At 72.1% G+C, this 19,558-nt stretch carries 11 protein-coding genes; 2 read left to right on the top strand and 9 right to left on the bottom strand.

Annotated elements, in window-relative coordinates; genetic code table 11:
* Nucleotides 1–642 precede the first annotated feature (642 nt).
* The 6 genes from serA to gatB all read right to left on the bottom strand — a co-directional run bounded on the left by serA (nucleotide 643) and on the right by gatB (nucleotide 11,737).
* Entirely contained in the window at nucleotides 643–2,232 is a 1,590-nt protein-coding gene (gene serA / locus RM446_RS09830; protein WP_311544894.1) for a phosphoglycerate dehydrogenase, read from the bottom strand.
* A 359-nt stretch (nucleotides 2,233–2,591) separates the two neighbouring features.
* Nucleotides 2,592–3,587 (bottom strand): ketol-acid reductoisomerase, encoded by a 996-nt coding sequence (ilvC, locus tag RM446_RS09825; protein ID WP_311544893.1) that lies wholly within the window; start codon nucleotides 3,585–3,587, stop codon nucleotides 2,592–2,594.
* Between the two features lie 131 nt (nucleotides 3,588–3,718).
* On the bottom strand, nucleotides 3,719–4,243 hold the full coding sequence (ilvN, locus tag RM446_RS09820; RefSeq protein ID WP_311544892.1) for an acetolactate synthase small subunit: 525 nt from the start codon (nucleotides 4,241–4,243) through the stop codon (nucleotides 3,719–3,721).
* 41 nt (nucleotides 4,244–4,284) lie between these two features.
* Entirely contained in the window at nucleotides 4,285–6,135 is a 1,851-nt protein-coding gene (locus tag RM446_RS09815) for an acetolactate synthase large subunit (RefSeq protein ID WP_311544978.1), read from the bottom strand.
* 393 nt (nucleotides 6,136–6,528) lie between these two features.
* Nucleotides 6,529–9,231 (bottom strand): putative bifunctional diguanylate cyclase/phosphodiesterase, encoded by a 2,703-nt coding sequence (locus RM446_RS09810; RefSeq protein ID WP_311544891.1) that lies wholly within the window; start codon nucleotides 9,229–9,231, stop codon nucleotides 6,529–6,531.
* 955 nt (nucleotides 9,232–10,186) lie between these two features.
* Nucleotides 10,187–11,737, bottom strand: coding sequence for an Asp-tRNA(Asn)/Glu-tRNA(Gln) amidotransferase subunit GatB (gene gatB, locus RM446_RS09805; protein WP_311544890.1), 1,551 nt, complete (start codon nucleotides 11,735–11,737; stop codon nucleotides 10,187–10,189).
* 424 nt (nucleotides 11,738–12,161) lie between these two features.
* On the opposite strand from gatB, the gene RM446_RS09800 reads away from it, so the two are divergent.
* Both RM446_RS09800 and RM446_RS09795 read left to right on the top strand, forming a co-directional pair.
* Nucleotides 12,162–13,370, top strand: a complete 1,209-nt coding sequence (locus RM446_RS09800; protein ID WP_311544889.1) for a thioester domain-containing protein — start codon at nucleotides 12,162–12,164, stop codon at nucleotides 13,368–13,370.
* Between the two features lie 485 nt (nucleotides 13,371–13,855).
* Nucleotides 13,856–15,076: a thioester domain-containing protein gene (locus tag RM446_RS09795; protein ID WP_311544888.1), complete on the top strand. Its 1,221-nt coding sequence runs from the start codon at nucleotides 13,856–13,858 to the stop codon at nucleotides 15,074–15,076.
* 271 nt (nucleotides 15,077–15,347) lie between these two features.
* On the opposite strand, the gene gatA is transcribed toward RM446_RS09795, so the two are convergent.
* The 3 genes from gatA to RM446_RS09780 all read right to left on the bottom strand — a co-directional run bounded on the left by gatA (nucleotide 15,348) and on the right by RM446_RS09780 (nucleotide 19,327).
* Entirely contained in the window at nucleotides 15,348–16,850 is a 1,503-nt protein-coding gene (gene gatA, locus RM446_RS09790) for an Asp-tRNA(Asn)/Glu-tRNA(Gln) amidotransferase subunit GatA (protein ID WP_311544887.1), read from the bottom strand.
* Nucleotides 16,847–17,146 (bottom strand): Asp-tRNA(Asn)/Glu-tRNA(Gln) amidotransferase subunit GatC, encoded by a 300-nt coding sequence (gatC, locus tag RM446_RS09785; protein ID WP_311544886.1) that lies wholly within the window; start codon nucleotides 17,144–17,146, stop codon nucleotides 16,847–16,849. Before gatC ends, gatA begins: the two co-directional genes overlap by 4 nt.
* Nucleotides 17,147–17,245: 99 nt before the next feature.
* Nucleotides 17,246–19,327, bottom strand: coding sequence for a putative bifunctional diguanylate cyclase/phosphodiesterase (locus RM446_RS09780; protein WP_311544885.1), 2,082 nt, complete (start codon nucleotides 19,325–19,327; stop codon nucleotides 17,246–17,248).
* Nucleotides 19,328–19,558 lie beyond the last annotated feature (231 nt).

The raw sequence follows: 19,558 nt of genomic DNA, 5'->3' as shown, positions 1-19,558 counted from the left end.
CGGGCGCCCGTCGTCCGCGCGGACCGGCGCCGCTCACATGCTGAGACCGGGAAAACGGTCAGTGAGACAAGACTAGCGCCCCACGGCGCCTCCGTTGTCGCGGCGGTCCAGCGCGACCTGGACTGCTTCGGTCGCCTCGTCGGTCTCGGCGGGTGCGGAGGTGGTGTCGTACACGGCGGTCCTTCCGATTCCGGCGCAGCCCGTGCGGGCGGCGCGGCGGTTCCTGGATGCGGCGTGGGACCGGGCGGGTTCGCGTGCGCCGCCGGTCAAGGCGGGGCCCGCGGTGCGGCGGGGTCGCTGGAATCGGGTGGAGCGGCGCCGGCCCGGACCGGTGACCGGCCGCGCCTGCGAGGGCGCGGGCGGCGGGCGCGCATGTCCCAGGCGAGGATGGTGCCGGGCGGCCGCGGACCCCGGTGTATCGGGCGGGCCGTGCGCGAGGCGTGGCAGCGCCGCCAGTGGGCGCCACCGTCCGCCGATCTTCTTGGACGACAGACTATCGGACGTCCGAATAAACCACCAGTCCCGGCCTCTCTGGAGCAGCCGGTGCCGAACACGCTGAGGGCCGTCCGCGGCGTGCGCGGACGGCCCTCAGGGCATGTGCGGCACCCGGGACGGGCGCCGCGGAGGCTGCCGGTGCTCCGGCTAGTCCTCCAGGTCGACCTGGCGGGTCTGGGAGGCGGCGATCTCGGCGGAGATCTCCTCCAGAGTGGGGTCGGGGATCGCGGAGTCGACGGTCAGCGTGATCAGCGCCGTGCCGCCCTCGGTGTCCCGGCTGACCTGCATGCCGGCGATATTGATCCCGGCCTCGCCCAGCAGCGCGCCGACCTTGCCCACGATGCCGGGGCGGTCGTGGTAGGAGAGGAACGCCATGTGCGCGCTGACGGCGATCTCCATGCTGTAGCCGTTGATCTCCACCAGCTTCTCGTGGTGGCGAGGGCCCGACAGGGTGCCCGAGACCGACACGCGCTGGCCGTCGGGCAGCATGCCGCGCACGGTGATCAGGTTGCGCCAGTCGGAGTGGTCGTCGCTGGTGACCAGATTCACCTCGACGCCGCGCTCCTTGGCGAGCAGCGGCGCGTTGACGAAGGTCACCGCCTCCTCGACGACGTCGCCGAAGACGCCCTTGAGCGCCGCCAGTTCCAGCACCTTGACGTCGTAGGCGGCGATCTCGCCCCGCACCTCGATGTCGATCCGGTCGGCCACGCCCCGGGCCAGCGCGGTGAAGATCCGGCCGAGCTTCTCGGTCAGCGGCAGCCCCGGCTTGACGTCCTCGGCGACCGCGCCGCCCTGCACGTTGACCGCGTCGGGTACGAACTCGCCGGACAGGGCCAGCTTGACCGAGCGAGCGACCTGCGTGCCGGCCTTCTCCTGGGCCTCCTCGGTGCTGGCGCCCAGGTGGGGGGCCACGACGACGCTCTCGAACTCGAACAGAGGGCTGTCGGTGCAGGGCTCGGAGGCCCACACGTCGATGCCCGCTCCGGCGACGCGCCCTTCCTTGAGGGCGCGGTAGAGCGCGGCCTCGTCGAGGATGCCGCCGCGTGCTGCGTTGATGACGCGTACGCTCGGCTTCACCTTGGACAGCGCGTCGTCGCCGATGAGGCCGAGGGTGTCCTTGTTCTTGGGCAGGTGGATGCTGATGTAGTCGCTGCGCCGCAGCAGCTCGTCGAGGCTCACCATCTCGACGCCGATCTGGGCGGCGCGCGCGGGCTGCACGTACGGGTCGTAGGCGATGATCTGGGTGCCGAAGGCCGCGAGCCGCTGGGCGACGAGCTGGCCGATGCGCCCCAGTCCGACGATGCCCACGGTCTTGTCGTAGAGCTCGACCCCGGTGTACTTGGAGCGCTTCCACTCGCCGTTGATCAGCGCATTGTGGGCGGGCGCGGTGTTGCGGGAGGTGGCCAGCAGCAGGTTGATGGCCTGCTCGGCGGCGCTGATGATATTGGATGTGGGGGCGTTGACGACGAGGACGCCTGCCTTGGTCGCCGCGTCGACGTCGACGTTGTCCAGCCCCACCCCGGCGCGCGCCACGACCTTGAGCCGGGGGGCGGCGGCCAGCGCCTCGGCGTCGACCTTGGTCGCGCTGCGGACGATCAGGGCGTCGACGTCGGCGAGGGCGGGCAGCAGCTCGGAGCGGTCCGCGCCGTTGGCATGGCGTACCTCGAAGTCGCCTTCCAGCAGTGCGAGACCGGCAGGGGAGAGTTCTTCCGCGACGAGAACGGAGGGCTTAGGCACAGCTTGCTTCCTTATTCGGGTTGCGGCGTGGCCGCGTGTTCGCGGCTGGTCCTTTCCCACATCGGTGGGGCTCGTTCGGTTGTGACGGCCACGAAAAGTCTAGTGCGCAGGTGGGTTTCGCTCGGGGCTGGGGGGCCCACAACACCGAGCGGCAACGCTGTGGCCAGGGAATACGCACCCCTCCCCCGCTCGGTTGGAGGCCCGCAGCGCTCGCGGAGCGCCCGGACCGGGCCACCCGGATCCGCGCCGCGAAGGCCCGACCCACCGGACGCACGCCGGCCGCCCCGCGCCGGGCCCGCCCGTGCAGGGCGGGGGCGCGGGGCGGCCGGTGAAGCCGTCGCGCTACGGAGCGCCGGACCTCAGCCCTGCAGCCAGCTCATCAGCGGGCGCAGCTCGGCCCCCACCTTCTCGATCGGCTCGCCCTGCTCGGCCTCGCGGCGCTTGAGGAAGTTGGGCCGGCCGGCGTCGAACTCGGCGACCATCTCGCGGGCGTAGGTGCCGTCCTGGATCTCCGAGAGCACGCGGCGCATCTCCTCGCGGGTCTGCTCGGTGACGATGCGCGGGCCGCGGGTGTAGCCGCCGTACTCGGCGTTGTCGGAGACCGACCAGTTCATCTTGGAGATGCCGCCCTCGTACATGAGGTCGACGATCAGCTTGACCTCGTGCAGGCACTCGAAGTAGGCGACCTCGGGCTGGTAGCCGGCCTCGGTCAGCGTGGAGAACCCGGCCTTGATCAGCTCGGACAGGCCGCCGCAGAGCACGGTCTGCTCGCCGAAGAGGTCGGTCTCGGTCTCCTCGGTGAAGGTGGTCTTCAGCGCGCCCGCGCGGGTGCCGCCGATGCCCTTGGCGTAGGACAGGGCGAGCTCCCAGGCCGAGCCGGAGGCGTCCTGCTCCACCGCCACCAGCACCGGCACGCCGCGCCCCTCCTCGAACTGGCGGCGGACCAGGTGGCCCGGCCCCTTGGGAGCGATCATCGCGACGTCGACGTCGGCCGGGGGCTGGACCAGGCCGTAGCGGATGCTGAAGCCGTGGCCGAAGACCAGGGTGTCGCCGCTGTCGAGGTTGGGCGCGATCTCCTCGTTGTAGAGGTCGCGGTGGATGTGGTCGGGCACCAGCACCACGATGAGGTCGGCCTCCCGGGCGGCCTCGGCGGGGGTGGTCACGCGCAGCCCGGCCTCCTCGGCCTTCTGCCGGCTCTTGGAGCCCTCGGCCAGGCCGATGCGCACGTCCACACCGGAGTCCCGCAGCGACAGCGCGTGCGCGTGCCCCTGGCTGCCGTAACCGATCACGGCGACGGTGCGCCCCTGGACGATGCTGAGGTCAGCGGCGTCGTCGTAGTACATCTCTGCTGCCACTTCGGCCTACTCCTTGCGTGTGTGAAAAGCGTGTCGTTGCGGATCGGGCTGGCCGCCGCGCCAAGGGCCGCGCGGCGTGGCGGAACGTCCTTCCGGCCGGCCGCGCCTTGTGGGCGCGGACCGGCCGGGGCTCACGCGCTGCGCTCTACCGCGCGCAGTGAGCGGTCGGTGATGGACCGGGGGCCGCGGCCCAGCGCGACCAGGCCCGACTTCACCAGTTCCTTGATGCCGAATGGTTCGAGGTTGCGCACCAGCGCGTCGAGCTTCTCGGGCTTTCCGGTCGCCTCGACCACCACGACGTCGGGTCCGACGTCGACGATGTTGGCGCGGAACAGCTCGGCCGTCTGGATGACGGCGGCGCGACTGCCGGTGTCGGCCTTGACCTTGGCCAGCAGGAGCTCCCTGCGGACCGAGGCGTCGTTGTCCATCTCGACGATCTTGATGACGTTGACCAGCTTGTTGAGCTGCTTGGTCACCTGCTCCAAGGGGTGGCGGTCGCAGTTGACCACGATCGTCATGCGGGACAGGCCCTCGTATTCGGTGGTGCTGACGCTGAGCGAGTGGATGTTGAACCCGCGCCGCGAGAACAGAGCCGACGTCCGGGCGAGGATGCCGGGGGTGTCTTCCACGAGGACGGAAAGGGTGTGCTGGCTCATTGTGACGTCGTCGCCTCTTTCGTGAACCCGGTGGTGGTCCTCTAGTCCTCGTCGTCCCAGTCGGGCGCCATGTCACGCGCGTACTGGATGTTGTCGTTGCTGATGCCGGGCCCGACCATCGGCCAGACCATGGCGTCGTGGTTGACGGAGAAGTCCACGACCACCGGCGCGTCGTCGATCGCCATCGCCTTCTCGATGGTGGCGTCGATGTCCTCATCGCGTTCGCAGCGCAGCCCGACACAACCGTACGCCTCCGCCAGGCGCGGGAAGTCGGGCACGCGGACCTTGGCGTCGCGCGGTGCGGTCTGCAGGTCGGTGTTGGAGTAGCGCCCCTCGTAGAAGAGGGTCTGCCACTGGCGGACCATGCCGAGGTTGCCGTTGTTGACGACCGCGACCTTGATCGGGATACCTTCGATCGCGGCGGTGGCCAGCTCCTGGTTGGTCATCTGGAAGCAGCCGTCGCCGTCGACGGCCCACACCGTGCGGGAGGGGTCGCCCACCTTGGCGCCGAGCGCGGCGGGCACGGAGAAGCCCATGGTGCCCAGGCCGCCGGAGTTGATGAAGGTCCCCGGCTTCTCGTAGCCGATGAACTGCGCGGCCCACATCTGGTGCTGGCCGACGCCGGCGACGTAGGCGGCTTCGGGTCCGACGATCTCGCCCAGACGCTGGATGACCTTCTGCGGCGCCAGGGTGCCGTCGTCGGCGTCCTCGTAGCCGGTCGGGTAGACGTCGCGGAGCCGGTCCAGCTGGGCCCACCAGGCGGCGTAGTCGCCCTGGCGGCCGGCCGCCTGGTCGTTGCGCACCGCCACGACGAGGTCGGCGATGACCTCGCGGCAGTCGCCGACGATCGGCACGTCGGCGTGGCGGTTCTTGGAGATCTCGGCCGGGTCGATGTCGGCGTGGACGATCTTCGCGTCGGGGGCGAAACTGTCGAGGCGCCCGGTGACGCGGTCGTCGAAGCGGGCGCCCAGCGCCACGATCAGGTCGGCCTTCTGCAGCGACCCGACCGCCGCGACCGTGCCGTGCATGCCGGGCATGCCCAGGTTCTGCCGGTGGCTGTCGGGGAAGACGCCGCGGGCCATGAGCGTGGTGGTCACCGGGACCCCGGTCAGCTCGGCAAGGACGCGCAGCTCCTGGTGGGCGCCCGAGCGCAGCACGCCGCCGCCGACGTAGAAGACGGGCCGGCGCGCCTCGGCGATCATCCGGGCGGCCTCGCGGACCTGTTTGCCGTGCGGCTTGGTGACGGGCCGGTAGCCGGGCATGTCCAGGCGCTGGGGCCACGCGAACTCGGTGGCGGCCTGCAGCGCGTCCTTGGCGATGTCGACGAGGACGGGGCCGGGGCGCCCGGAGGAGGCGATGTGGAAGGCCTCGGCGATGGTGCGTGGGATGTCCTCGGCGTTCTTGACGAGGTAGTTGTGCTTGGTGATGGGCATGGTGATGCCGCAGATGTCGGCTTCCTGGAAACCGTCGGTGCCGATCAGCGGGGTGGCCACCTGCCCGGTGATGGCGACCATGGGCACCGAGTCCATGTGGGCGTCGGTGAGGGGGGTCACGAGGTTGGTCGCGCCGGGGCCGCTGGTGGCCATGCAGACACCGGGGCGGCCGGTGGCGTAGGCGTAGCCCTCGGCGGCGTGGCCCGCTCCCTGCTCATGGCGCATCAGGATGTGCCGCACGTTCGCCGAGTCGTAGAGGGGATCGTACGCGGGGAGGATCGCCCCGCCGGGGATCCCGAAAACCACGTCGACACCGGCATGCTCCAGTGACCTGATGAGCGATTGCGCTCCGGTCATCTGCTCGGTCATCACAAGATCCTTCGGAGAGGGCTCGTCGTCGGGAGGTGCTTGAGCAACAAAAAACCCCCCACCGCAGGTGCGGTTGGAGGGAGCGCGCAGCGAGAGACCCGGTCAGCTGGCTGCGCGCCGACCAAGTACGAGAATGAGGAAGTTGCTCTGCACGGTGACAACAATGGCCGAGCGGGCGCGAGCCCGTCAACTGGAACGCGCATTTGTCTCATTGACTGAGACGCGAGGATCAGAATCCGAGTGCGACGCAGGTCACAGTACCGGCCGTGCGAAGCCGAAATCCAGCGGGAATCCCATGAAACGACTCGATATGCGCCGACTTCGGGCTTTCCTCATCGTTCCTCGGCGGTTCGGCACGCAGCGCCGCCGTTTGCGGCGGCGCGGGCGCACAGGAGGGGCGGGCCGGCGCGCCCGCCCGGCCCCGCACGGGGGCGGGCGGGCCGAGCGCGGGAGCCCCCCGTGCGCGGCCCGGCCGCCCCGCGTCTACAGCGGTATCCCGGCTTCGCCGCCTACGAGCGCTTCCACGCCCGCGGCCACCATGGGCCGGGCCACCAGGAAGCCCTGGCCGTACCCGCAACCCATCGAGCGCAGCTGCTCCAGCTGCTCGCTGCGCTCGATGCCCTCGGCCACCACCTGCACGCCCAGGTCCTGACCGAGCCGGATGATGGTGTGGGTCAGCAGGGTCACGGTGCCGTCCGTGCCCAGGTCGCGGATGAACGACGGGTCGATCTTGATGGTGTCCACCCGCAGTTCGCGCAGGTGTGCCAGCGACGCGTAGCCCATGCCGAAGTCGTCGATGGCCAGGCGCACGCCCAGCCGCCGCAGCTGGGCCAGCCGCTCCACCGCCTCGCCCTGGTTCTCCAGCAGGACGTCCTCGTCGACCTCCATGGTCAGCACTTCGGCGGACAGCCCGCTGTCCGCCAGCACGCCGGCCACCGTCTCGACGAACCGGGGCGCCAGGATCTGCTTGACCGACAGGTTCACCGACAGCGCGATGTCCCAATCCGAGGCGCGCCAGATCGCGACCTTCTCGCAGGCCTCGCGAAGGATCCACTCCCCCAGCGGGATGATCAGCCCCGACTCCTCGGCCGGACCGATGAATCCCTCCGGCAGCACCCGTTCGTCGCCGTGCTGCCAGCGCACCAGGGCCTCGACCGCGGTGACCTGGGAGCTCTCCAGGTCGACGACCGGCTGGTACTCCAGCACGAACTCGCCGTTGGCCAGCGCCTGGCGGAGCTCGGTCTGCAGCTCCAGCCGGCCGACCACCTTGGCGTGCATGTGTGCAGCGTAGATCTCCAGCCTGCCGCCGCCGCCCATCTCTTTCGCGCGCGCCATAGCCATGTCGGCGTTGCGCAGCAGCTCGCCGCTCTCCATGCCCGTCTCGGCGAAGGCCAGCCCGGCGCTGGCCGAGAGCACGACCTCGCGGTCGGCCACCTGGAACGGCACGGCGCTGATGGCCCGCACGAGCCGCTCGGCCAGGTCGACCACCTGCTGGGCGTTCGCGCTCTGCTCGATCAGCACGGCGAACTCGTCGCCGCCCCAGCGCGCCAGCGTGAACCCGGAGTCGGTGGTGCCGCGCAGCCGCCGCCCGGCCTGCGCGAGGAGGTAGTCGCCGAAGGTGTGCCCGGCGGAGTCGTTGACCGCGGTGAAGCCGTCCAGGTCCAGGAAGATCGCGGCGATCTCGCCGCTCGCCTGGCCGCGCTCCCGGCGCACCAGCACCTCGCGCGCGCGCTCCTCCAGGTAGGCGCGGTTGGGCAGGCCGGTGATCCCGTCGTGGAACGTCAGGTGGTTGACCTGCTCCTCAAGGGCCACCTGGGCGCTGACGTCGCGGGCGGTGACCAGCAGCCGGTCGGGCTCGCCCGGCTGCTCGTACAGCGAGGCGGTGGACTCGGTGTGGCGCCAGGTGCCGTCGGCGGCGCGCACACGCAGCCGCAGGTGGATGCCCTCGCCGCCGCTGCGGTCGAACCGCGCCATCGCCTGTCGGACCCGCAGCATGTCCTCGGGGTGCACGATCGCGGTGACGGGTTCGGTGAGCAGGTCGTCGAGCCGGTAGCCGAACGCTTCGGCCGCCCCCGGGCTCACGTAGAAGATGCGCGCGTCGAAGTCGAGGATGAGGATGACGTCGCCGCTGTTCTTGGCGAGTTCGTGGAAGTGCTGCTCGCGGGTGTGGACCATCCGCGACAGCGTCGCGTTCTCCTCCAGCAGCCCGCTCATCCGCACCAGCAGCACGATCACCGCCGAGCCGGCCGCCAGCGGCAGTACCGGCGCGACGCCCTCGACCCGCAGCCCGGCGAGGGTGAGCACCACCGCGGCGACGAACAGCGCGCCGCAGGCGGCGATCTCGGGGGCGAAGCGGTAGAGCCCGCGGCCGGTGATCCTGCGAGGGCGGGTGCCCGCCCGGTCGCGGATCAGCCACGGCAGGCTGCCCAGCAGGGCGAATCCCAGAAAGCGCACCGGGTACTCGATCCCGCCCGCGGGCAGCGCCCCGGTCAGCCGGGTGACCGCGCCGATGAGGTCGGCACCGCAGATGATCACGAACGCCCCGATGGCCAGCAGTACACCGCGGCGCGTGCTGTGCGGCGAGGTGAACACCAGCGGGGCCAGCAGGCACAGCACGACGATGTCGGCGACCGGGTAGACCAGCGCGAACGCGAGGAACCCGCCGTCTTCGCCCAGCGCGCGGTAGAGGGGCGCGAACAGCACCAGCCACACCATGGAGAACAGGGCCGCCGCACACACGTAGCTGTCGGTCACGTGCCGCATGACCGGCCGGAACCCCCGCGGCAGCGGGGCGAAGCGGGTGAACCCGAGCACCAGCAGCGGCAGCGCCACCAGTGAGAACAGGTCGCCGAAGCTCAGTGAGACCGCGGCGTTGGTGCTGATCAGGCCGGTCACGGCGTAGACCAGGGCGCCGGCGCTCCAGGCGAGCGCGGCGAAACCGAGCAGGCGCAGCGCCCCGGCGCCGTCGGCGCCCTCGGCGTTGGCCTCGCCGTCCGCGGCGGTGGCGGCGCGGCGGCGGGAGGCGTAGAGCAGTGACGCCGCGGCGGCCGCCGCGGCGACGGCGGGCGGCCACGACCCCAGCGTCGCGGTCAGGGTGGTCTCGCCGACACCGACGAGCGAGCCCAGCGCGTAGACGAGCGCGAGGGCGACGATGGCTCCGAGCCAGATGCGCGAATCGGCCTTCATCGCGACGCTTCCGAACGTGCGCCGAAGGCCGGGTGGGCGAAGGTTCCCACCGAGGCGACCGTGATCATCACTGGTAGGGCGCGTCCTCTGCGGCCTCCGAGCCGCAGCGAAGGCACCCGCCTCCTTCCGGAATGCGTGCCCCGTACGGATCGTGCGGGCCGGTGCGGCCCTGCGGGGCGGTTCTGGGGGATGGCCGGGAGCTGTGCGCCGCGGGCTGCGGCACGCTCGCCCCGGTCCGGGGCCGCGCACCGCGCGAAGCCGCAGCGCGTGCCCCCGCTGTCTGCCGCCGGCCCCCCGGTCCGCGCACGGCCGGCCCCGGGGCTCCGCGGGCCGGGTGAGCCGGGTTCCCGATCGCCGGTGCGGCGGGCGAAGCGGTCAACGAAGGGGTCCTCCTCCCGCACGACCGGCGCGCGGCGGTCGGGTCGCCCCTGAGGGGCGCGGCCGCGGCGTCGGGACCGCGCCCCGGCTGTTCCGGGGCGTCGACGGCGGGCACCGGCTCTGCGGCCGGTCACCCGCGGCACCTGCTCCGCACGGTGGAGCGGTTCGGGGGCGCCGCCGGGCAGCCGGATCGCGTGGACGCTTGGCACCGGTTCCCGCCTGATCAGGCTAGTCACCCAAGGTCACGCTGAGATAGAGATGCAGCAGAGACACGGCGACGGAGTGGTCACCCTGGGTGATATCGCCACGGCGGCGCCTTCCGTACCGCGTACCGCAATGAGACTCCCCCTGTGCAACGACTCCCCCGTTCCCCGCCGCGGCCGCCCAAGGCCGGGCGGCGCCCCCGCGCCGCGTGTACCGACCCGCACGGCGCGGCTCAGCCTGCTCTACACCGGGCGCGCCGCTGCGGTCTCGTCGCGCCGGACGCTATCGCGCCCCCGATGCGGACGCGACTCGGGCGCGGCGGAGTCCGGCACTCCGGCCGGACGGCCCCCGGCCGTCCGGCCCCCGCGCGGGCTCACTGGGAGCCGAGGCGCTCCAGGATCAGCTCCCGCGCCCGGCCGGCGTCGGCCTGACCGCGGGTGGCTTTCATCACCGCGCCGACGAGGGCGCCGGCGGCGGCCACCTTCCCTCCGCGGACCTTGTCGGCGGCGTCGGGGTTGTCGGCGATGGCCTGGTCGACGGCCGCACCGAGCGCGGAGTCGTCGCTGACGACCTTCAGACCGCGCTCCTCGACCACCTCGTCGGGGCCTCCCTCGCCGGCCAGCACACCATCGACGACCTGGCGGGCCAGCTTGTTGGTGAGCGTGCCCTCCGAGACCAGCGCGATCACGCGGGCCACCTGCTCGGGGGTGACCGCCAGCGCGGCCAGCTCCACTTCGGACTCGGTGGCGCGGCGCGACAGCTCGTTGAGCCACCACTTGCGGGCGTCGTCGGGGGCGGAGCCGGCCTCGACCGTGGCGGCGACGAGGTCGATCGCCTCGGCGTTGACGAGGTCGCGCAGCTCCTCGTCGGAGAGGCTCCATTCGGCCTTGATGCGGGCGCGCATGGCGGCGGGCAGCTCGGGCAGGCCGGCGCGCAGCCGCTCGACCCACTCGGCGCCGGGTGCGACGGGGACGAGATCGGGGTCGGGGAAGTAGCGGTAGTCCTGGGCCTCCTCCTTGCTGCGGCCCGAGACGGAGCTGCCGGTGTTCTCCTGGAAGTGCCGGGTCTCCTGGACGACGCGCCCTCCGGCTCCGAGCACGCCGGCCTGCCGCTCGATCTCCGAGCGCACCGCGCGCTCCACCGAGCGCAGGGAATTGACGTTCTTGGTCTCGCTGCGGGTGCCCCACTCGTCGGCACCGCGCGGCATCAGCGAGACGTTGACGTCGCAGCGCAGGGATCCCTCCTCCATGCGCACGTCGGAGATTGCCAGGGAGCGCACCAGGTCGCGCAGCTCGGTGACGTAGGCGCGGGCCGCCTGCGGCGCGAGGTCGCCGGTGTGCTCGATCGGCTTGGTCACGATCTCCAGCAGCGGGATTCCGGCGCGGTTGTAGTCGACGATGGAGTACTCAGCGCCGTGGATGCGTCCGGTGGCGCCGCCGACGTGGGCGGTCTTTCCGGTGTCCTCCTCCATGTGCACCCGCTCGATCTCCACCCGGATCTCGCGCGGCCCCTCGGGCGTGTCGACGGTGACGTCAAGGTAGCCGTCGGTGCACAGCGGCTCGTCGTACTGGGAGATCTGGTAGTTCTTCGGCATGTCGGGGTAGTAGTAATTCTTCCGCGCGAAGCGGCACCACGACGCCACCGAGCAGTTCAGCGCCAGGCCCAGCCGGATCGCGCTCTCCACGGCGGTCTCGTTGACCACGGGCAGCGAGCCGGGCAGCGCCAGGCACACCGGGCAGACCTGGGTGTTGGGGTCGGCGCCGAAGGCCGTGGCGCAGGAGCAGAACATCTTCGAGTCCGTGCCCAGTTCGACGTGGGTCTCCAGCCCGAGCACCGGCTCATAGGAGCGCATGGCGTCGTCGAATGCCACGGGGGCCGGACCGGCACCGCTCGTGGCAGGGCTACTCGTTACCGCGCCAACCATCGCCGCAACCCGTTTCCTTATCCGAAGTCCGTATCCGAAGCGCCCCCGCTCCCCGCTGCGCGGCCTGCGGCGGGGCCGTCCTGCAACCCGCCGTCGCGGCCCCGAGGGGCGGAACCGGCGAGGTGGGCCGCGCCCCGCTGGTCAGCGTGGGTCGCGGGCCGCCCATCGCAGCCTACCGATGCCCGGCCCGAGGCGGGGACGGCGCCTGCGGCCTTCGGCCGGGGCGGCTACTCGGCAGACCCGGTATGTCACAGCATGCACACGATTCGACGTCACCTCGTCGCGGACGAGCCTCCGGTGGCGACCGCGAGGTTAACCTGATGCTCCTGAGCAGGAGCGTCGCGCTTTCCAGCGCACTCCGCCCGCCCGCGCCCGCCCTCGGTCCAGCACCGGCCCGCCCGCACCTCGGGGAGGCAAGCGACCCATGCCCGGACTCATGCGGCGATGGCTCGCGGCGGCCGCCGCGGCGCTCGCCTTCGCCGGGGGCTCGGCCGTCCCGGCCTCGGCCGAGAACCTCTCGCGCGTCGCTCCCGAGGCGGAGCAGGGCGCCACGATCCGGCTGGCGGGCGGCGGCGCCGCCGAGACCGCGCTGTACCGGATGATGACGGGCGACGACGCCGGATTCGCGGCGTACTGCGCCGACATCAGCACCAGCGTCGACCCGCAGGCGGCCTACGCCGAAGCCGGGTGGGGGGCCGGCGCCGCGCCGAAGGCCGCCCCCACCGCACCCGGCGCCGTGAGCTGGATCACCGCGCACTCCTACCCGAACGTCGGGCTGGAGCGGCTGCGGGAGGCCAGCGGTGTACCCGAGGCGAGCCGGGCGCAGGCGATCGCCGCCACCCAGGCGGCGGTCTGGCACCACACCAACGGCGTGGCGCTGGAGCGGGAGCGGCGCGGGGATTCCGGGCGGCTTCCCCCGACGGTGCGGCTCTACGACTACCTGGTGGAGGGTGCCCGCCGGGAGGGCGGCTCCGGTCCGGGGGCGACGCTGGAGCTGACCCCCGACCGCGTGGAAGGCGCTGACCCGGACGAGGCGATCGGCCCGCTGACCGTCCACACCAGCTCCCCGGGCCCGGTGCGGGTCTGGGTGAGCGGAACGCGGGAGGGGCGGCTCACCGGTGCCGACGGCGAGCCGGTGGAGCAGGTCGCCGACGGCGACGAGTTCTTCCTGCAGCTGCCCCCGGAGACGCCGACGGGGGTGGCGACCGTCTACGCCGAGGTGACCGACGCACGGGTGCGTCCCGGTCGGCTGTTCATGGGCAAGGACGGGGTGCAGACACAGCCACTTGTGGTGGCCGAAACGGCCGTGACCGGCGCGACCGCGGCGGTGAAGGTCGACTGGACGGGCGGGGCCCCGCCCCCCGGGGCCCCGCTGCCGCCCGCGCCCTCGGCGCCCGGATCAGCCGGTGCGGAGGCCGGCGCCGCGGCGGCTCCGTCGCCGTCCTCTCCGGCCCTCCCGACGGCGGCACCGAGCGCGACCTACGGAGAGGTCGTCGTCGCCGAGGACCGCCGCCCCGACGACGATCTGGCGCGCACCGGCACTTGGCTGGGCGGCCTCCTCGCCCTCGGGCTGTCGCTCGCGGCCATCGGCGGCGCCGTGCTGTACCTGACCCGGCACCGCCGCTCGATGTGATGCGTGTCGTCGTTTCAGGAGTGACTCCAGTTGACACAGTGGCCGCTTGCGGCCAGATGTTCTGCTGTCGAGAGTGACCGGATCCCCATGATCCGGCGGTTTCCCGGAGTACCGGGCATCCGCAGCGGGGGACGAACACACAGCTCGGGTGCGGTTTGCACCCGCATGAGGAACCTATCCACCCCCAAGGTTCCGGATAACGGACAGCACAGAACAGAACCCATAAATTCAGTGAAGACGGTTGGAAGCCCGGAACCGGGTCGCTAGGATCTGGCGGTGCGGTAGACGAGAAATCGCCGTCGCGGCCCCCCGCTACCGTCCTCGGCGATCCGAGCCCACGCCCGCGGGGCGTCTGATCCACCTCGGCCGAACACCGCACCAGCAGCCGGCGTTCCCACACGCCCCTGGTCGGCCGAATTGCCGTTCGCACCCGAAACAGCGAACACTGCACTGTCCGGTTTCCCCTATTCTCACCGGGACACGATTTGAGCGTAACGAGTCACCCCCTGCCCGCCACGCGCCGCAGCCGCGCGGTCACCAAGGTCGCCGCCACCGCTGCGGCCGCCACCCTGGCCCTCGGCCTCGCTGCCGCCCCAGCCGCCGCCGAAGGCGCGACGGGCGAGTACGTCGGCAACGCCGAGACGGGCCACAAGGTCCACACGACCGACGGCAAGACGGTCGGCACCACGCTGTTCAACCTCAAGCTCGACGACGGCACGGTCCTGCGGACCTACTGCATCGACTTCGAGACCAACATCCGCGGCGGCGCCGCCTACGAAGAGGACGCCTGGGAGAACTACCCGGGCAAGGGCGACTTCTCCTCTCCCGCCAAGGTCCACTGGGTGCTGCAGCACAGCTACCCGAAGGTCGACGTGGCCGCGCTGGCCGAGGCCAGCGGCGCCGCCGGGCTGGACCGGAAGGACGCCCTGAGCGGGACCCAGGCCGCCATCTGGCACTTCAGCAACGGCATCAAGCTCGGCGGCAACAACGACGCCGAGACCAAGAAGCTCTACGACTACCTGGTCGACAACGCCGTCGAGGAGCCGCAGAGCCAGGAGCCCGACACCTCGCTGAGCATCACCCCGGCCTCGGCCGAGGGCAAGGCCGGCGAGACCATCGGCGAGTTCCTGCTGGAGACCAGCGCCGACAGTGTGCCCGTGAAGCTCTCCGGCCCCGAGGGTGCGAAGCTGGTCGACCTCGGCAGCGGCGAGGAGATCGGCGGCGACGTCGCCAACGGCACGAAGTTCGGCGTGGCGATCCCCGAGGACGCCGCCGCCGGCGAAGCCGGTGTCTCCGCCTCCATCTCCACCCAGCTGCACATGGGCCGCCTGTTCAAGGGCGTCGACAAGGACAAGCCGACCCAGACGCTGATCGCCGCGGAGTCCCAGGAGATCTCCACCGATGCCGGCGCCAAGGTCAGCTGGACCGAGGGCACCGCGCCCTCGCCGAGCCCGACGCCCAGCGACACGCCCAGCGAGACCCCGGGTGAAACCCCGAGCCCCTCGCCGAGCGAGACGCCGGACACCAAGCCCACCCCGAGCGAGAGCCCGGAGGCTCCGGCCGAGGACGATGACGACGAAGGCGGTCTTCCGGTCACCGGTGCCGCTCTGGGCGGCCTGGTCGCCGCCGCCGTCGCCGCTCTGGGTGCCGGTGCCGCGGTCATGTACCTGAGCCGCAAGCGCCGCAGCAGCTCGTCCATCAGCTAGCACCGCTAGCACCGGCGAGCACCGGACAGCGGGAGCGCCCGTCGCCGCGATCGAGCGGTGGCGGGCGCTTTCGCGCGCACGGGCCCTCCGCACCGCCGCCCGGGCAGGGTCAAGGGCGCGAAGCCGCCGTGCGGCGCCGCACCGGCCGGTCCCGCGCGAAGCCGCCGTACGGCGTCGCACCGGCCGGGAGTGCGCCCTGCCCCGCACGCAGCGAAGGGCGCCCGGATCCCGTCGGGACCGGGCGCCCTTCGCGCTGCGGTTCGCGTGAGCGCTAGACCGCGTAGGCGTTCTCCGACAGGAGCGGGCCGCCTCGGCGTTCGGCGAGCGCGGCCTCGACCGCCGCGCCCACCCGGTAGGTGCGGTCGTCGGCCAGCGCCGGCGCCATGATCTGCAGGCCCACCGGCAGACCGTCCTCCGGTGCCAGGCCGCACGGCACCGACAGCGCCGCGTTGCCCGCCAGGTTCGACGGGATGGTGCACAGGTCGGCCAGGTACATCGACATCGGGTCGCCGGTGCGCTCGCCGATGGGGAAGGCCGTGGTCGGCGTCGTGGGCGAGACCAGCACGTCGACGTTCTCGAAGGCGGCGTCGAAATCCCGCTTGATCAGCGTCCGCACCTGCTGCGCCGAGCCGTAGTAGGCGTCGTAGTAGCCGCTGGAGAGCGCGTAGGTACCCAGGATGATGCGCCGCTTGACCTCGGGGCCGAATCCCTCGGCGCGGGTCAGCGACATGACCTCCTCGGCGCTGCGGCTGCCGTCGTCGCCCACGCGCAGCCCGTAGCGCATGGCGTCGAAGCGGGCCAGGTTCGACGAGCACTCGCTGGGCGCGATCAGATAGTAGGCGGCCAGCGCAGCGTCGAAGCTCGGGCAGGAGACCTCGACCACCTTGGCGCCCAGGGACTCCAGCAGCTCCACGGATTCCTGGAAGCGCTGCTGCACGCCCGCCTGGTAGCCCTCGCCGCCGAGTTCGCGGACTACGCCGACACGCAGGCCGGCCACGTCGGCGCGGCGCGCCGCCTCGACCACCGGCGGCACCGGCGCGTCCACCGAGGTGGAGTCGCGCGGGTCGTGGCCGGAGAACGCCTCGTGCAGCAGCGCGGCGTCGAGCACGTTGCGCGCGATGGGGCCCGGGGTGTCCAGGGAGGAGGCGAAGGCGATCAGCCCGTAGCGGGACGAGCCGCCGTAGGTGGGCTTGGCGCCGACCAGGCCGCACACCGCCGCCGGCTGGCGGATGGAGCCGCCGGTGTCGGTGCCGGTGGCCAGCGGCGCCTCGAACGCGGCCACGGCCGCCGAGGAGCCGCCCGAAGAACCTCCGGGGATGCGGTCGAGGTCCCAGGGGTTGCGGGTTGCGCCGAAGGCGGAGTTCTCCGTCGAGGAGCCCATGGCGAACTCGTCCATGTTGGTCTTGCCCAGGATCACCGTGCCCGCCCGGCGCAGCCGCGCGGTGACCGTGGCGTCGTAGGGCGGCCGCCAGTCGGCGAGGATCTTGGACGCGGCGGTGGTGGGCATGTCCTCGGTGGTGAAGACGTCCTTGTGGGCCACCGGGACGCCGGCCAGCGGTCCGGGGTCCTCGCCGGCCGCGATGCGCTCGTCGACGGCGCGGGCCTGGGCCAGCGCGGTCTCGCGGTCGAGGTGCAGGTAGGCGTGGACGTCGCCCTCGACCTCGGCGATGCGGTCCAGGTAGGCGCCCGCGGCCTCGACCGAGGTGGTCTCCTTGGCGCGGACCTTCTCGCCCAGCTCCGCGGCGCTGAGCCGCAGCAGGTCCGTGGCGCTCACTGTTCCTCCCCCAGGATCTGCGGGACGCGGAAGCGCTGGTCCTCCACCGCGGGCGCGCCCGCCAGCGCCTGGTCGGGCGTCAGCCCGGGGACGGACTCGTCGGGGCGGTAGACGTTGGTCAGCGGCAGGGCGTGCGAGGTCGGCGGGATGTCGCCGCGGGCGACCTCCTGCACCTTGGCCACAGCCGAGATGATCTCGTCGAGCTGGGCGGCGAGCTGGTCCAGCTCGTCCTCGTGCAGCGCCAGCCGCGACAACCGGGCGAGGTGAGCGACCTCATCGCGGGTGATGGCGGACATGTAGGCAACCGTTTCTTCTGCGGAATCGGACAGCTCAATCCTATTGCCGCACAAGCGGGGGCGGGCGCGCTCGTCCACAGGGCGGCGCCGGGCGGCGGGTCAGGCGGAGCGGCTGTGCTCCTCGCTGGCGCCGCGGCCCCTGTAGCCGGCCGGCGGCTGCTGGCCGCCGTACTCGACCAGCCAGGGGACGACGTCCGCGGCCTGCAGCGGGGCGGCGAAGTAGCGGCCCTGGGCGGCGTAGCAGCCCATCGAGCGCATGTCGGCGGCCACGCCCTCGGACTCGACGCCTTCGGCCACGGCGCGCATGCCCAGCGTGCCAACCAGGTCCACCGCCGACTGCACGATCAGGTGGCCGTCGGGATCGGCGAGGCTTCGCCGGACGAAGGACTCGTCGATCTTGATCTCCTCCACGGGCAGGCCGTTGAGCCGCGCGAGGGTGAAGTAGCCGGTACCGAAGTCGTCCAGGGCCAGCGAGACCCCCAGGTCGGCCAGCGCCAGCATGGTGGGCGTGATCGCGTCGGCCTCGGCGACCATGACCCGCTCGCTGATCTCCAGACGCAGGGCTTGGGGGACGACGCCGTGCCGGCGCAGCGCCGCGGCGAGGATGTCGGGCAGAGTGGGGTCGAGCAGCTCGCGCGCGGAGAGGTTGACCGCCACGGGCAGCCGGACGCCCGCATCCCACCAGCGGGCGATCTGGGGGAGGGTTCGCTCGAGGACCTCGTGGGTGAAGCTGCGCATCAGGTAGGACTGCTCGACCAGCGGGACGAAGTCCTCGGGCGGCAGCACGCCGCGCTGGGGGTGGCGCCAGCGCACCAGCGCCTCGAGCCCGACGGCGCGGTGGTCGGCCAGGCCGACCTTCGGCTGGTAGTACATCAGCAGCTCGTCGTCGACCAGGGCGCGGCGCAGCTCGCCGAAGAGGCTGAGGCGGGCGGTGGAGTTGCGGTCCTTGTCGGGCTCGTAGAGCTCCACACCGGTCCGGCGCTCCTTGGCCACGTACATCGCGACGTCGGCGCGCTGCATGAGCAGCTCGAAGTCGGGGGCGTGGTTGGGGTAGAGCGCGATGCCCACGCTGGCCTCCAGGTCGAAGTCCATGCCGTCCAGGCGCGTGGGCTCGGCCAGGGAGACGCGCAGCCGGGCGGCGACCTCGCGCGCTGAGGCGGCGTCGCGCACCTGCGGCAGCAGCACCGCGAACTCGTCGCCGCCCAGGCGGGCGACCAGGTCGCCGGGGCGCACGCTGTGGGTCAGCCGCCGAGCCACGGTCTGCAGCAGGCGGTCGCCGGTCGGGTGTCCCAGCGTGTCGTTGACCTCCTTGAAGCGGTCGAGGTCGAGCAGCAGCAGGCCCACGCGGCTCTTGCGCTGCTGGGCCTCGGCCAGCGCCTCCTGGGTGCGCAGGATGAGCAGCTTGCGGTTGGCCAGCCCGGTCAGCTCGTCGTGGTTGGCCTGGTGCTCGCGCTTCACCGAAAGCGTGGCGCTGCTGTAGAGGGCGGCCAGCGGGAAGAAGAAGAGCGGCACGAGCCAGATCTCGTGGGTCATGGCCACCGAGACCAGCGGCGCGAGACTGAGCAGGACGCCGTGCACGAACAGGCGCTGGCCGATGTCCTTGCGCAGGGTCGCGACCAGCGGCGCGCGCTCGTGGATCGCGACGGCGGAGTCGACCAGCACCACGTTGCAGCCGAAGTAGACCGCGCCGGCGAGGGCGAGCACCGCGAGGTCGGGGCCCGCCACCGAGTGGGGAGGCGCGGAGGCGCGGTTCAGCAGCAGGGCAAGCACCAGGTCGGCGGCCCCGAAGCTGAGGATGTACTGGGCGATGTTGAAGACGACGCGGTGCGGGGAGTGCCCGCGGGCGATCCCGGCGATGACCGACGCCACGGCCTGCACGAGCCCGGCGACGGGCAGGCCGAGGGAGATCAGCAGCGCGAAGGAGAACGGGAGGGAGGTGGGGGCGCCCTGGTCGGGCGACGTCCGGGGCGAGGCGATGGGGCGCAGCTCACCGATGATCACCATGCACAGCATCAGCCAGACCAGCGGCATGGCGCCCAGCTGCTGCAGTCGTTCGAGCCCGTAGAAGTAGAGCGCGACGCCCAGCACCGCACCGCCCGCGACCGTGACGCCGGCGAGGTAGAGCCACAGCGGCGTCCCGGTCCGGGGGCCGATGTCCCGGGTGCTGGTGGGATCCAACATAGACGTCCTCAGGGGGATTCACGGTGCCCGGCGCCGAACGTGCTCCCCCCGCGGCGCCGGGGCTACGAAGCCTGTCACGTTTTCCCGTTCCAGTCCCCCCATGACCGGTCCGGTCCTTGCGTCTGCAATGAGCAGCTACATCCGATCAGTTCCGTTTTCAGCTTACGACCCTTCATAACCAGGTGTCGCCGACCGGGAACTTTCGGTGAATCGGGCGCAAGCTGGGATGAT

Source organism: Streptomonospora wellingtoniae (assembly GCF_031845375.1).
Taxonomy (GTDB): domain Bacteria; phylum Actinomycetota; class Actinomycetes; order Streptosporangiales; family Streptosporangiaceae; genus Streptomonospora; species Streptomonospora wellingtoniae.
This window is presented reverse-complemented; position numbering and strand designations above follow the sequence as displayed.

What these genes read in the sequence shown, in the direction of transcription:
- ilvN (WP_311544892.1), bottom strand. Translation starts at nt 4,243, where the DNA reads ATGAGCCAGCACACCCTTTCCGTCCTCGTGGAAGACACCCCCGGCATC.
- RM446_RS09810 (WP_311544891.1), bottom strand. Translation starts at nt 9,231, where the DNA reads ATGAAGGCCGATTCGCGCATCTGGCTCGGAGCCATCGTCGCCCTCGCG.
- gatB (WP_311544890.1), bottom strand. Translation starts at nt 11,737, where the DNA reads ATGGTTGGCGCGGTAACGAGTAGCCCTGCCACGAGCGGTGCCGGTCCG.
- RM446_RS09800 (WP_311544889.1), top strand. Translation starts at nt 12,162, where the DNA reads ATGCCCGGACTCATGCGGCGATGGCTCGCGGCGGCCGCCGCGGCGCTC.
- gatC (WP_311544886.1), bottom strand. Translation starts at nt 17,146, where the DNA reads ATGTCCGCCATCACCCGCGATGAGGTCGCTCACCTCGCCCGGTTGTCG.
- RM446_RS09780 (WP_311544885.1), bottom strand. Translation starts at nt 19,327, where the DNA reads ATGTTGGATCCCACCAGCACCCGGGACATCGGCCCCCGGACCGGGACG.